The organism is Methanobrevibacter sp., assembly GCF_045220775.1.
Classification (GTDB): Archaea; Methanobacteriota; Methanobacteria; order Methanobacteriales; family Methanobacteriaceae; genus Methanocatella.
In genome coordinates, this window is the sequence record NZ_JBGUWC010000169.1 from 34,087 (window position 1) to 48,361 (window position 14,275).

The following is a 14,275-nucleotide window of genomic DNA, read 5'->3' on the forward strand; positions in this document are numbered from 1 at the left end:
ATTTTCCTAGTTTATTAAAAATCGAGAGCACGCTCTCAGCTGCTTATACTATATGTTTCCACATGTATAATAATTGTTCGTATTGATACGAACATCTATTTAATAGGTAGTTCTTTATAGTATTTAAAATGTTCGTCTTGAACCGAACAATGTTTGGATACTATGATATGTATTATTGATTTACTAATAAAAATTAAAAGTCCAAGAGCATTTGAAAAGTAATAAGAATTCTTCAGAAGAAAACATCTAAAGAACTTTGTTTTGATTTATCACTTTCAAACAGAGAATTAATACCGTATTCCTGTATTTCTAAACGTTGTTTTAGGTAATGGGAAACAGGATATCTATTAACCAACTCTTGTGATATTTCCAGATATTTTGTAACGGATCCTTTTGAAACCGAAAGGATTAGGTTGCCGCCGCATCTGCATTTTCCAGTAAGCGGCATCCTTCTGTATTTGGCGCCGCACTTAGTGCATCTTACCTTTTGCTTGGAAAATGCCCTTGAATTGCCCATAATATCTGGCAAGAAGTGAGAGGACAATACTTTTTCCACAACCCCTCTTTGGTCGACTGCCCTGATTGATTCGGCAAGGCTGATTTGAGCTTCTACCTTTTCCCTCATTGAAGGCAATCTTTTGTAAAGACAAACGGTAGGACCTGCATGTATATTTGATGTGTGGTGTGAGAACATTAGTCCTTCATACTGTTCAGGTGTTCCTAGATGCATAGAAACATTGTCAATGTATTCTAAAACATCAGCAGGTTTATGAGGAGTATATGTTTCTTCATAAAATTCCACAGGGAACCTTTCAAAGATATCCAGGTTGTGAGATTCATCATCTATCTCTTCTGGGTCAATTCTTGAAGATAAAACTAAAGGAGCATCCATACTTCCTCCTCTAGTATTTGGTAAGTATGATTTTGAAAAGTTAATTAACGCATCTAAAAGCAGCATTATCGCATCTTCATCACTGTCACAGTTTCTACGTTTAGCGGAGTGGAAATAAGGGTGCGCATAACAGCCCAATGCTTTTGTAAATCCAACAATTCTTCCAAGCACTCCGGCGGATGTGTGTGGCGCAAGTCCTGCAACCAGGTGTCCAATCAAATCACTTTTTTCGGATACATTATAGAATGGTTCCATTTCATAATATCTTGTAAGTTCATCATCAATAAATTGTGCGGTTCTAAGCAGGTAATCTCCACAATTGTCTGAAATTACAATATCCTGAACCTTAAGCTCTATAATTTGGTCTTCATTTTCAATTGGATTTCCGTAACAGTCGTTTTCATAACCCATCTCTTTTAGTTTTTTAACAGTAACTCCAATTTCCCTTGGAACAAAATGGGTCAATGGCAAATCTGTAGAGTCATGTCTGATAGTTCCATCTTTGAATGTAAACACTTCATGTTTCGCTCTGAGTATTCCTTTTTCCATAGGTTCTGGCAATTTAGACTCTGAAATCATACCTATTACGCCTTTCACGTCATCAACACGCCTGACTTTTACATTATCTGATGCCTTTTTAAGCATGCTTGAAAGAGGAACGGTCTTCAAAGAAGGTTTTCCCATTTCAGTCGGACTGCCGCATTTTGGACAAAGTGAGCCGAATGAACTGATTCCGCATTCCGGATTTGTACATTTTCTTCTGGAAATCTCCACTTTTATGCTGCCTTTTTTAGCCGCTGTTGCAACTAACCTTCTAGAGCCTCCATTGTTACCGATAGGTATCAATCCATGAGGGGCAGGTTTCATCAATCTTTCTTTTGATTTTTCAGGTCTGCCTACACGAGTGCCGATATATGCAGGTGCCTTATTTTTAATTTCCACTGGAGAAACTTCATTGATTGCTTCCAATGTAGTCTCTTTTTGGGGCAGTTTTTTGGATAATGTCACTAAAAGGGCATAAGCATGATCTTTATCAATAATGATTTTATTGTCTCTAACGATATGAGGAACGCCAATCACTTCCAATGTTCTTTTTTGATAGGACAAATCTAGTGTTATTCCCTCATCCTGTTTGTATGTTGATTTGCATTTCTCGATTAGGTCAATCAACTCATTCATATCTTGAATTGTAACGTCATTGTAGCAGTAAGTGTATTTTGGATGAAGCGGAATGTTATAGTTTTTAGATAATGTAAATGCTTCAATTGAGGAGAGGTATTCATATTCAAGTTTATGCAAGTCTAAATCGTTATTGTCTTTATCAAAGTTTTCGCTTCTCATCAACAGCTGAATCCACCATTCTTCACACCATCCAGATGGATATAATGGCTGGTTGTTCCTTAAGAATTCTCCAAATGCAACAAGCATATCACCTAGGAACAAAATTTCTACAACATCCTTTTTAAGCTCACGCGCTTGCTTGATTGAGTCGATAACTACAACATCACCATTTTTAAGCTTGACTGTAGGCCCTTCAATCGAATCGACAGGCACCACACAGTTACCTTTACCTGGATATTCGATTTTAAGCTGTGTTCCAACAGCCAAAAATTCAAGCAAGGCCATTGTAGCCGGGTGAACTCCCATAGTGGCAAGACCTGTATTCCTTGATCTTCCATATCTTAGCCTGAATCCTCCTTTTTCAGAAGGATAGCCTAAAATCGGCCTTCCGCCAATAATATCCTGAATATATTTAGGTTCACTAATTATATCAGAGTCCCCTCCGTCATCGCTTGAGGAATCATCTTTTTTAGGTTTTGAAAATTCGCTAAGCCATTCCCAGTCAAGTCCTAAGGTTTTGGAGATTTTATGAATCTTTTTGGATTTTTGAATAACTCCTTCAACCATCGCAAGCAGAGCTCCACCACGAATGTTATTGGTTTCAACACGTTCCAAGTCTCTGTGTGATACTTCCACTTGGTCGGTCTGTTCCCCTGATACTTCTACTGGAATGTTTTTTGCAGCAAATCTCACTTCTTCTGGTGTTGGTGAGTATTGCAGATTTGTAACTTCTGATTCGTATAATTCGACTTCTTCCACGTATCTTTCAATTTCCTCGTCAATCGGTTTGAATGCGTCTATACCAATTGCCTGTCTGATTTTATCTCCTAAAAGCACGGCTAAAGCTGCAGCTGTACCTCCAGCACTTCTGATTGGTCCTGCAAAATAAACTCCGATATATTCTGTTCCATCAAAGTTTTTCTTGATTTTTACAGCAGAAATCCCTTCAAGAGGTGCTGCCACTACCCCTTCTGTTAGGATAGCCAGTGCGGTTCTCAAAGCCTGGTCGCATCTTTGTTCCCGGTCATAATCTGCCTTTTCGCCGGTAAGTTCAAACTCGCCTGATGCAATCTCGGCAGCAATTTCAAAAGCAACTTCTTCTCTTGAGATGTCTTGTTCTAATTCCTTAATTCTTTGTGCCACACCTTCAGGACCAACAAGCCCTTCTACTCTTTCAGCCAAGTCCTTTGCAAGAGGCACTTCAGTTGTTGTTTCAACATCTAACCCTTTAGACCTTGCCTCATTAGCTATATCGTATAGGTGATGGGTTTCAGCTTCTAATCTATCAAAATAATCCATGGTATCGCCACAAGTTACAAAATTAATTTCACATATAATCTATTGATTTTCATAATTTAATAATGTTTGTAATTTTCAGATATGTAATAATGGAACACAATTTGATAATACTTAAATATTGTTAAATTCAAATTTTATGTTGTATATTGTAGTTGAACTTTTTAAATTATTATTGCTATTTTGGTGATATTAATGTCCAATGATAAACCAATAAATGCCATGTATGGGCAAAAAGTTAAATTAGACTTAGATAAAATTAAGAATCGTTCTAAAAACGAAGAAGTAGTTGAATCTGAACCTGTAGAAGAGGTTGTTGAAGAACAAGCAGTTGAAAATACTGTTGAAGAGGTTGTTGAGGAACCTGTTGTTGAGGAACCAGCGGTTGAGGAAGCTGCTGAAGAGGTTGTTGAGGAACCTACAGAAGAAACTGTTGAAACTGAATCTGTTGAAGAAGAGGTAGATTCCGAACCTGTTGAGGAGCCTATTGCAGAAGATGTTGTCGAAGAGGTTGCTGAAGAGCCTGTTGATGATGTCGCTGATGAGGTCGAATCTGAACCTGTCGAAGAGAAATCAGCTGATGTTGATTCAAAAACTGTGGATAATTTAAAAGCTAAGTTAAGCGAAAGAGAAAAGAAATTATCTAATCAGTCCAGCGAATTAAATTACTTGACAAATAAAGTAATTCCAAAACTCAAAAAAGAGAATGCTGAGTTGAACAGACTTAAAAGAGAATTGACTGATGCACTTGAGAAAAGTACTAGAAAATACTTCGATCAATTAGACATCAATGCAGATTTAAGTAATCAAATTGGAAAATTAGGTGCCGAAGGTGCAGTTAATAAGGTTAGAGCTGATAAATTAGAGAACGAGTTAGATTCTATTAAAGAAGAACTTGAATCTAAAATCAATCAATATAAAGAAAAATTAGCTTCCTTGAATGTTGATGATGTAAAAGATGAAAATAAACAATTAACTGCTGAGGTAAATGATTTAAAAGACAAACTAGCAAATACTAGAAAAGAAAACATAGGTCTTTCTGAAGAAGTTGATAAGTTAAGATCAGAACTTATTGACCTCGGTAACTACAAGGATGAGGTTGACAGCAAAAACAAAAAAGAAATTGAAGGATACAAATCCGAAATTTCCAGTCTTAGCACTCAACTTAAAATTAAAGAAAGTAGTTATGATAAATTGTCTAATGACTCTAAGAAGACCATTTCTGATTTGAATAACCAAATCAGAAAACTTGAAGATGCATTAGAAAAAGAATCCAATAAAGGATTGTTCAATAGATTTAAATAGATGATTAATTTCATCTTTAATTCTTTTTTTTTAATATGACACAAGATACTTATTTTATGGGGGAGGCCCTTAAGGAAGCTGAAAAAGCTTTTAAAGAAGGTGGAATCCCAATTGGTGCCGTCCTTGTTAAAGATTCAGAGGTTATATCTAGAGGGCATAATAAATTGATTCAAAACGATTCAGCAGTTTTGCATGCTGAAATGGATGCAATTGAAAATGCGGGACGTCTTGATTATGAAGATTATATCAAATGCACGCTCTATACCACATTATCACCGTGTCCAATGTGTTCTGGAGCAGTAATATTGTATAACATTCCCCGTGTTGTAATTGGTGAAAACACTACATTGATGGGTGCTGAAAATTTGCTTAAGTGCAATGATGTTGAAGTGGTCGTATTGAATGATATGAGATGCAGGGATTTATTTTTAAAGTTTGTGTGCAATAACTCTGAAATTTGGGACAGTGAACTTGCAAAGGTAGGAAATACAACTGAGGTCAAATAATGGAAATCGTAGTAACAGATGAGAGAGATGAAAGATTTATTAAGTTTTGTGATTCATTCGGTTGTTTTATAGATGAACCGCAGGTTGTTCTACTTTTAATGAATTTTGGTAAAACCGTTGGATGTACAAGTTTTAAGGTCTATGATGAAAATTGTGCCGAAATTACAACCTTGTTTTTAAATTCTTATGATGACCGTGAAAAAATAGCTTATAAATTGATCAGGCAGCTTGAAAAAATAGCCATTGACTATGAATTCAAGTGTGTCGTTGTTAGTTTTGATAGCAAAGAGGATATTCTAATTGAAATATTTGAAAAATTGGATTATCATTTCGTCGATTCAGATGGAATCTTATTAAAAAAAGAGTTTAAAAGTTTGATCTGATTTTTAAAAAAAGAAAATTTAAAAGATTAAGCTTCTTGTCTTAATCTTTTTACAACAAAGTCTTTATCTAAGCTTAACAAGAATGATGCTGCTCTTGGGCCTTGTTTTTGACCGAGAATCATTTTGTAGATAGCTTGGAATCCTTTTTGTGGTTTTAATCCTTGAGTTTCTAAGATTTCATACATTGCATCGTGCAATGCGGTTGCATCTTCAAACTCGTTATTTTCCATTAAGTCAGCTAAATCACTCAAGAATTTGGTTTGTTCATCAGTTAAAGGCAAGTTAGGAATGTTTTTCTCTTGCACTGTGAATTTTACGAAGTTAGGTGCGTAAGTATCTAACCAGTAAATCACATTGTCAACCCTTTCCCTGAATTGGGCTAATTCTAATTCTGTTAAATCACCAAATTCCTTATCTTTAAAGCTTTTAGTTAATTGTGAGTTTTTCTTGAGGATTGCAAAGAGTTTTTCAAGGTCATCTCCTGCAATTTGATAAGCGTTGACCAGGAATCTGAAAGGAGGTCTGAACGGTAAAGGACTGCCTTCGTGCATTTGGACGATTTCATAGATTTCCTTGAATTTTTTGCCTTCTTTTTCGGATGGAGCTTCCACTTCATCGTAGAATACCTTTTCAACAGTATCGAATTGGTCAATGAAATCCAAGAAAGGCATTCTTGGTGAGAAGTCTTTTGCTTTCATTGGTTTTGATCTGAATAAGTAGTAATGAAGACTTTCAGCAGGCCCGATTTTCAACCATTCTTCAGGAGCGAAGAATACTCCGTGGGATTTACTCATTGCTTCACCGTCAAGGGTAATCCATTCGTATGGCACTGGGTATGGTGCAGGGTAATCAAAGATTTTTTCAGAAATTACGCTACTTACATCATATGATCCTCCACTGGCCGCATGGTCTTTTCCGAATGGTTCGCATGTGGTTCCGAATATTTTCCATCTTGCTGCCCATTCCACTCTCCAGGTGAGCTTACCGTTTCCGGATTTGATGTCCATTTCACCTTCATGACCGCATTCACATCTGTATTTGATGATGTCTCCATCATAATCGTAAGCATAAGTTGTGTTTACACGACCACATTCATCACAAATTGGGTTGTAAGGTAACCAGTCATCAGCTAAAGGTTCTCTTCTGTATTGGTTAAAGATTTCTTTTATTTCTTCAACTTTTTCAAGAGAAGTTCTGATGTAATCATTATAGTCTCCGTTTTTGTACATTTCAAAACCGGATTTTGTTTCCATTTCGATTCCATAATCGTCCATTACTGAAAGTAAAGGCTTTTCAAAGTGCTCTACAAAGTTAGCACAGCAACCGTCAGGACATGGAATCATGGAGTATGGCATTCCTAAGTATTTGTCATAAGATTCAGGTAAAGGATATGGAACTTTTCTGAGCGGGTCATGGTCATCTGCAATCCAGATTGTTTTAGCTTTCTTTCCTTTTTCTCTTAATTTCTTTCCAATCCCATTGGCTACAAATATGTCGCAAGAGTTTCCAATGTGTATTGAACCTGAAATGGAGGTTCCGCTTGCGATGACATGTTCTTCTACATCCATTTTACTTAATTCATTAGCTATGTTTTCTATCCAATGTGTCATCTGAATTCACCATTTAATAAAAAAATTATCATAAAATAAGTTATATACTAAGTTAATCTTTGTTGCTATTAATATAAAAAGATTAATAATTTTTTTGAATACTGTTTTTTAAACTTCATATAAAAAAAGAAAAAATAGATAAAAAATATCTATTTAATTAAGTCAGAATCGGATTGGTCCAACCATTCGTTAACGATTTTTACTGCACAGAAGTTACCGCACATTGTGCAGGTATCCTCTTCTTCAGGAGGCCTTTGGTCCCTTTTTGCACGTGCAGCTTCCGGAAACATTGCACAGGCATATTGGGCTTCCCAGTCAAGTCTTTTACGGGCTTCCGCCATAGCCAAGTCTTGAGACCCGTCGATTTGACCGGTTGCCAAGTCTCCTGCATAAGCTCCGATTTTAGTTGCAATAACACCTTCCCTTACATCATCAGGGTTTGGAAGAGCAAGGTGTTCTGCAGGAGTTACATAACAGATGAAGTCCGCTCCAGCTTTTGCGGAAGATGCCGCACCAATTGCAGATACGATGTGGTCATAGCCAGGTGCCACGTCACATACGATTGGTCCTAGCATGTAGAAAGGAGCGTTGGAACACATTTTCTTTTGAATCATTACGTTAGTTGGGATTTCATTGATTGGAATGTGTCCAGGCCCTTCAATCATACATTGCACTCCGGCTTCACGTGACCTATCGATTAATTCTCCTAAAATGATCAATTCTTGTATTTGGGCCCTGTCGGTTGAATCGGCAATGGATCCTGCTCTCATGCCGTTTGCAAGTGAAAGAACTACGTCATGTTCTTTTGCAATTTCTAAAACGTAATCGAAGTTTTCGTATAATGGATTTTCCTTTTCGTTTTCAACAATCCATCCGGACATGAATGAACCTCCTCTAGAGACCAAACCTGTTACACGGCCCTGCCTTTTGAGTCTGGTTAAAGTTTCAATGTTAATGCTGCTGTGAATTGCCATAAAGTCAATACCATCCTTGGCTTGCTTTTCGATTGTGTTAAATAAATCATCTTCATCCATGTAGATTACAGAACCGTCTCTTCTGATAGCTTCAATTGCAGCCTGATAAACTGGCACTGACCCTACAGGTAATGGGGACATGTCCAATACTCTTCTTCTAATTACATCCAAGTCCCCGCCGATACTCAACTCCATCAAACAGTCTGCACCATTGTCGATTGCAATCTGCGCTTTTAGGACTTCTTCGTCGAAGTTTACAATATCGGTTGAAGTTCCAACTGTTGCGTTTACCTTTGTTCTAAGTCCTGCACCGATACCTGATGCTTCAATGTCCCTGTGTACGTTGCTTGGTATTACGATTGTACCTTGAGCTACTGATTTTAAGATGAAATCTTCGGAAACATTCTCTATTTCTGCAACATGCTTCATTTCATCTGTCAAAATGCCTTTTTTTGCGTCACTGATTTGTGTCATATTATCCCCTCAAATAAGATTTAAAACAGTCAAATTTACTTTACAAGTTTCTCATTTTAATTTGATAATCTCTTATCTTTAGTTAATAGTATTTAAATTAGTAGCATTTATTTTAATTCAAATATCCTTGATAAATTTAAAATATTTTTGAAAAATCAGTAATTTTAAGTCGATATTAATAAAATAAAGCTGTTTTGATAAAAATAAAGTTAAATTTAAAAAAAAGTAAAAAAGTGAATGAAATTAATAGAATTCATTCATTCTTTCAAATGCTTCGTCAAAAGTAGGCATATTGGTTTGACATCCTTGGTGTTCGACAATAAAGGATGATACTGTTGATGCAAACTTGGCAGATTGTTCTAATGATTCTCCATTCAAGAATCTTGATAAGAATCCTGCTCTGTAGGAATCTCCAGCGCCTGTTGGGTCGATGGCTTCTCTGGTTACCGCATCAATTTTTATTTTCTCTTCATTTGAATATATTTCACTGCCTTCTGCCCCACAAGTTTTGACGATTATTTTAGGACCCATTTGCCTAAGTCCATCCAAATCCACTTCCAAAGCATTTAAAATCCTTTCAATTTCATGATGATTTCCAAAGAGTATGGTGGTGTTTTCAATGACTTCTTTTAATTTTTTGGTATCATACATTCCAAGGTCTTGGCCAGGGTCAAATGAAACGAGTAATTCTTCATTTTTTGCTTCTTCTGAACATTTCCAATTGAAATTAGGATCTCCGGTCGCCAAGTGTATTGCTTCAGCATTTTTAATTGTGGCTGTAGGCACTTTGCTTTCTGCAAATTCGCGAGCAGCGCCCCAATAGAAATAACTGATTTGATCTTCATTGTCATTTGTTAAGACGAATGCAGTAGGGGTTGCTTCACCGGGTACGATGATTAATGAATCTGTGTCGATGCCTAAATTTTGCATGTGTTCATAGTATTCTGTTTTTTTGAAATCTCCTCCAACAGCAGAAACGAGGGAGGTTTTTAATCCTAGTTTCGCCCCAACGCAAGCAACATTTGCAGCTGCTCCACCATTAAATGTTTTCATGTTAGTTATAGGGGCTGAAAAATTTGCTTTTGGAAATTCAGGCACTCTAATAATGTAATCATGAGCAGAGTGGCCAATTGCTAGTAAATCTCTGTTTTTTGCCATAATATCGCCTTTTAATTCTTCAATTTTATATTGTATTTTATCATTATTTAATGTTTTGAAAGTTCAACTTTATGAAAAATCACATTAACACTTTTTCATAGGAATGTATATCATTATATAATAATCTTAATTTGGTGAGAGCATTTGAAAAGTATTAATCCATAGGCGCGAAGCCTTCTTTTTCAATGTCTTTTTGAGCGGTATTGGTTAGATAATTAATCAATTCATCAACTTCGGCCTTATCTTCATTGACTTTAACCAAACTGATGACATGCCGGGTATCAAATTTTAAAAGTTCATTTCCTTTAAAATAGCTGGCATTTAAAAAGGTATGCAGGTTTTCGGAATTTCTCACCAGCTTAAATGCATCGAATTGTGAGCTTACTGTTTTCTTGATATTGTATTCAATGTCATAATGTTGCAGGCTGTTCCATGCAAGCCTTTGAGCTGAACCATTTACATTAACAAAGTCAAGGCCTTCCAAATCAGAGATGCTTTCAATTTCTTTAGATTGGGGACTTGAAATCAGTACCAAATAATCGTAAGCTATTGGAATAAAGTTCAAATCTCTTTCAAAAGCTATCAACGGATCGTCTAATGTCAATATATCAACAGCGCCTCTTTTTGCAAGCTCAAATGCATCTTCGTCGCTGCTGCTGTAAATGTTTGTGCTGAATGGCAGGTAGATACTTTCCAAAAGCCCTGTGCTGATGTGGCCTCCAACAATATTGATATTGGATGTCTTTTCAATTTGAATTGCATATTTTCTGAATTCATCAAGCAGCTCCAATCCCTCTTGGGTAAGAACGGTTCCGTTACCCACTTTTCTTGTAATCTTAAACCCTAATTTGGCTTCCGCTTTAAGCAGTCTTCTATTGAATACTGTATGGGATATGTTCAGTTCTTTTGCGGATTGCCTTTGAGATTTTGTTTTTGAAAGTGACTCCAAGCTTTCGTATAATTTATAGTCATAAATTGTACCATCTATGTCTAGACTAATCAATCCTTTGCTTTGAAATTCCATCAATTATATATAAAATTGTAATCATAAATAATAATATTGATTTTGGGATTTAGATAAAATGGAAATAATGAAAACTTCTATTAAGGCTATATTAGATAATATTGAAAGTGCTCAAGACTTTTTAGACGAAGAATCAATTGATAAATTTGAAGATATTATTATTGAGTCCAAAAATATCTTTGTAACTGGGGCGGGGAGATCCGGACTTGCTGCGAAGGCATTTGCTATGAGATTGATGCATTTAGGGTTAAGCGCTTATGTTGTAGGCGAAACCATATCACCGGCAATTTATGCTGATGATTGCATAATTGCCATTTCAGGTTCTGGCGAAACTAACACTATCGTGTCTGCAGCTAAAATAGCAAAAAAGAGAGGTTCAAAAGTTTTAGCTTTAACATCATATCCTGAATCTACATTAGGCCAACTGGCCGATTGTTATGTTCTTGTTAAAGGAAGAACAAAAAAAGAAGTGGACGATGAAAATTATATGAAACGTCAAATTTATGGTAATTACACTTCTTTGACACCATTGGGCACTGCATTTGAATTAACCACTTTGGTATTCCTGGATGCTATTGTTTCCGAGTTGATGGAAAAAATGCATCAAACCGAAAGCGATTTAAAAGCAAGGCATACAGTTTTAGAATAATTTCAATCAAAAATTATTCTATTTTGATTATTATAGATATTACAGCGTTGGCCTCTTAAAAATCCAACCAATGTAATATTTCCTTTTTTTGCAATGTTATATCCTGAATTGGCCGGAGCCGCATTTGATGCCAAAATTGGAACGCCGGCTCTTGTCATCTTTATGACCATATCTGCGGGCATTCTTCCACTATAAATCACGTAAGAATGATTCAGGTCAAAGCCGTTCAATATCCCATATCCGATTACCTTGTCAACCGCAACATGACGGCTTACGTCTTCTTTCACTACAAATTGGCCGTCATGGACGATTCCAGCCACGTGTGTTCCGCCTGTAGCCTGCCAAATTTCAGCATTGTTCTTTAGCTCTTCGATGCGATCAATTAATTCTTTAACGTTAACCTGAAAATCAGATTCAACGGGATTCACTTCTTTTATTTTGCTTCTCCATCCACCCGCCGAATCAGAACAAAGGACGGTTTCATTTGTTCTGAGTAATGTGTCATCAATTTCCGCATTGATTTGCGGGCCGTTGATTTCTATTTTCTTAATTTCATCTAATGATTTTACCATGTTTTCATTAAACAGGTATCCTACTGCAAATTCTTTCAATGAGTCTTCAATCGCTGATAAACTACGGGAAATCTCCCCATTGATTGTTAATGTAATTGTTTCATCTTTTACAACTTTTTCAATTGTTTCTTTAGCCTCATCGTTTTTATATTGAATTGCATCAATTTCTTCTATTTTCATATTTGCGCCTCATTAGATTATGTCCAATAATTAATTATTATATATTGCATATTTTAACTATTCGATTTTTTTGCCAATTTCATGTTATTTGAATTGCATTTCTTATTATTTTTAATTTTTTGATGTTAATTTAACTTACTTTTATAACTTTTATTCATGGGTTTAAAATTGAATAATCTTTAATTAAAGATTTTTAAGCAAGTTATTCATATGATTGTTCGATTTTAATAGTTAATTTAAAATATACAATCTAAATGAAGGAGGTATGGTTAAAAAAAGAGATATTTCACGATATTACTATTATTCATCATGATTTATCATTATGTTTAAATTTATTTGCTTTTAATATTTAAATATTTCTTTTACGCTCTAATGACAAATCCTTTTTATATAATAAATACTAATATATTATCATAATACTTTGAAATATCTTATATGTGGAATTCATTAGTATTATAAAAATTAATTAAAAAAGGGAATAAAAGAGGTTGATAAAATGAGTTCATTTAAAAGTCCAGTAGAAACTGCGAAAGCAATTTCTGGAACTGCTGGAGCAAAAGACTCTGCAAAAATCGACAATGTAATATTACTCTCCTTCTTAGCAGGAGCATATATTGCATTTGGAGGTTTATTAGCTGTAGTGGCAAGTGCAGGAATGGCAGATGCAGGTGCACCTGTGGGATTAGAAAAATTCGTATTCGGTGCAGTGTTCCCTGTCGGTTTGATCATTGTTGTAATTGCTGGATCTGAATTGTTTACTGGAAATGTCATGTTCATGACTCTCGGTGTATTAGACGGATCCGCTTCTATTGGCGGTCTTGCTAAAAACTGGGTAATCAGTTGGATTTTCAACTTTGTAGGTGCATTATTCGTTGCATACGTTCTCGCTTTCATGAGCGGAATTGTTCCTGCTGACCCTACCAACGCTATCGCTGCAAAAGCTATTGCGGTATCCGAAGGAAAAGTTAAACTTGACTTCTTATCTGCAATGATTAGAGGTATCGGTTGTAACTGGTTGGTATGTTTAGCTGTATGGTTAGCTAATGCATCTGATGACGTCATCGGTAAAATCCTTGGTATTTGGTTCCCAATCATGGCGTTTGTATGTATTGGATTTGAGCACAGTGTCGCAAACATGTTCTTCATACCATTAGGTATGTTCTTAGGTGCTGAAGGTGTAAACTGGGCAACTATCATTATTAATAACTTAATCCCAGTAACTATCGGTAACATCATCGGTGGTGGACTCTTCGTAGCATGTATATACTGGTACACTTTCCTCAAAGGATAGACTAGTAAACAAAAAACTTAAAGAAGCTTCTTTAAGCTTCTTTTTTTTATATTATCTTATAAAATATATTTTGGAGATTATAAAATGGTTGAAATTAAATATGTACCAACAATCTGTCCGTACTGTGGTACTGGTTGTGGTCTCAACTTCGTTGTAAAAGACGGAAAAATTGTTGGTGTAGAACCTTTAAAAAGACACCCTGTAAACGAGGGTAAAGTATGTCCAAAAGGAAACTTTGGATACCAATTTATTAATAGGGAAGACAGATTAACTACTCCTTTAATAAAAGAAAATGGTGAATTTAGAGAAGCTTCCTGGGATGAAGCATTAGATTTAGTTGCTAACAAGCTCAAAGAAGTATCTGACGAAGATCCAAACAAAGTTGGATTCTACGCATGTGCTCGTTCACCTAACGAAAACATTTATATTACTCAAAAATTAGCAAGAGTAGCTTGTGGTACCCAAAACGTAGACCACTGTGCACGTATTTGTCACGGTCCTACTGTAGCAGGTTTAGCTACCACTTTCGGATCAGGTGCTATGACCAACGGATTCGACAGTATTAAAGAAGCTGACTACATCTTCTGTATTGGATCAAACAACATGGAAGCACACCCATT

12 protein-coding genes are annotated in these 14,275 nt (G+C 35.9%); 6 read left to right on the forward strand and 6 right to left on the reverse strand.

Going from position 1 to position 14,275, the window contains the following annotated elements:
* Positions 1-232 precede the first annotated feature (232 nt).
* Positions 233-3,532 (reverse strand): DNA polymerase II large subunit, encoded by a 3,300-nt coding sequence (polC, locus tag ACJROP_RS11200; protein WP_406535548.1) that lies wholly within the window; start codon positions 3,530-3,532, stop codon positions 233-235.
* Positions 3,533-3,724: 192 nt separating this feature from the next.
* Between polC and ACJROP_RS11205 the strand changes: the two genes are divergently transcribed.
* From ACJROP_RS11205 to ACJROP_RS11215, 3 genes are read left to right on the forward strand one after another with little or no spacing between them, the layout of a single operon-like run.
* Positions 3,725-4,834 carry a hypothetical protein gene (locus tag ACJROP_RS11205; protein ID WP_406535549.1) on the forward strand — a complete coding sequence of 370 codons (1,110 nt, stop codon included), beginning with the start codon at positions 3,725-3,727 and terminating at the stop codon, positions 4,832-4,834.
* Positions 4,835-4,869: 35 nt separating this feature from the next.
* Positions 4,870-5,340 (forward strand): nucleoside deaminase, encoded by a 471-nt coding sequence (locus ACJROP_RS11210; RefSeq protein WP_406535550.1) that lies wholly within the window; start codon positions 4,870-4,872, stop codon positions 5,338-5,340.
* Positions 5,340-5,723 carry a GNAT family N-acetyltransferase gene (locus ACJROP_RS11215; RefSeq protein WP_406535551.1) on the forward strand — a complete coding sequence of 128 codons (384 nt, stop codon included), beginning with the start codon at positions 5,340-5,342 and terminating at the stop codon, positions 5,721-5,723. Before ACJROP_RS11210 ends, ACJROP_RS11215 begins: the two co-directional genes overlap by 1 nt.
* A 26-nt stretch (positions 5,724-5,749) precedes the next feature.
* On the opposite strand, the gene lysS is transcribed toward ACJROP_RS11215, so the two are convergent.
* The 4 genes from lysS to ACJROP_RS11235 form a co-directional block, all read right to left on the reverse strand.
* The gene (gene lysS, locus ACJROP_RS11220; protein WP_406535552.1) at positions 5,750-7,333 is read right to left on the reverse strand and encodes a lysine--tRNA ligase; all 1,584 of its coding nucleotides are present in this window, start codon (positions 7,331-7,333) and stop codon (positions 5,750-5,752) included.
* Positions 7,334-7,482: 149 nt separating this feature from the next.
* A complete protein-coding gene (thiC, locus tag ACJROP_RS11225) occupies positions 7,483-8,781 on the reverse strand; it encodes a phosphomethylpyrimidine synthase (protein WP_406535553.1) in 1,299 nt (432 codons plus the stop codon).
* A gap of 243 nt (positions 8,782-9,024) precedes the next feature.
* Positions 9,025-9,939 carry a carbohydrate kinase family protein gene (locus ACJROP_RS11230; RefSeq protein ID WP_406535554.1) on the reverse strand — a complete coding sequence of 305 codons (915 nt, stop codon included), beginning with the start codon at positions 9,937-9,939 and terminating at the stop codon, positions 9,025-9,027.
* 154 nt (positions 9,940-10,093) lie between these two features.
* Positions 10,094-10,963 (reverse strand): LysR family transcriptional regulator, encoded by an 870-nt coding sequence (locus ACJROP_RS11235; protein WP_406535555.1) that lies wholly within the window; start codon positions 10,961-10,963, stop codon positions 10,094-10,096.
* 58 nt (positions 10,964-11,021) lie between these two features.
* Between ACJROP_RS11235 and hxlB the strand changes: the two genes are divergently transcribed.
* Positions 11,022-11,612 carry a 6-phospho-3-hexuloisomerase gene (gene hxlB, locus ACJROP_RS11240; RefSeq protein WP_406535556.1) on the forward strand — a complete coding sequence of 197 codons (591 nt, stop codon included), beginning with the start codon at positions 11,022-11,024 and terminating at the stop codon, positions 11,610-11,612.
* A 2-nt stretch (positions 11,613-11,614) separates the two neighbouring features.
* On the opposite strand, the gene fdhD is transcribed toward hxlB, so the two are convergent.
* Positions 11,615-12,364, reverse strand: coding sequence for a formate dehydrogenase accessory sulfurtransferase FdhD (gene fdhD / locus ACJROP_RS11245; RefSeq protein ID WP_406535557.1), 750 nt, complete (start codon positions 12,362-12,364; stop codon positions 11,615-11,617).
* A gap of 496 nt (positions 12,365-12,860) precedes the next feature.
* On the opposite strand from fdhD, the gene ACJROP_RS11250 reads away from it, so the two are divergent.
* Together ACJROP_RS11250 and ACJROP_RS11255 are read left to right on the forward strand one after the other, a co-directional pair.
* Positions 12,861-13,655 carry a formate/nitrite transporter family protein gene (locus ACJROP_RS11250; protein ID WP_406535558.1) on the forward strand — a complete coding sequence of 265 codons (795 nt, stop codon included), beginning with the start codon at positions 12,861-12,863 and terminating at the stop codon, positions 13,653-13,655.
* Between the two features lie 84 nt (positions 13,656-13,739).
* A partial coding sequence (locus ACJROP_RS11255; protein WP_406535559.1) for a molybdopterin-dependent oxidoreductase occupies positions 13,740-14,275 on the forward strand: 536 nt, incomplete at its 3' end.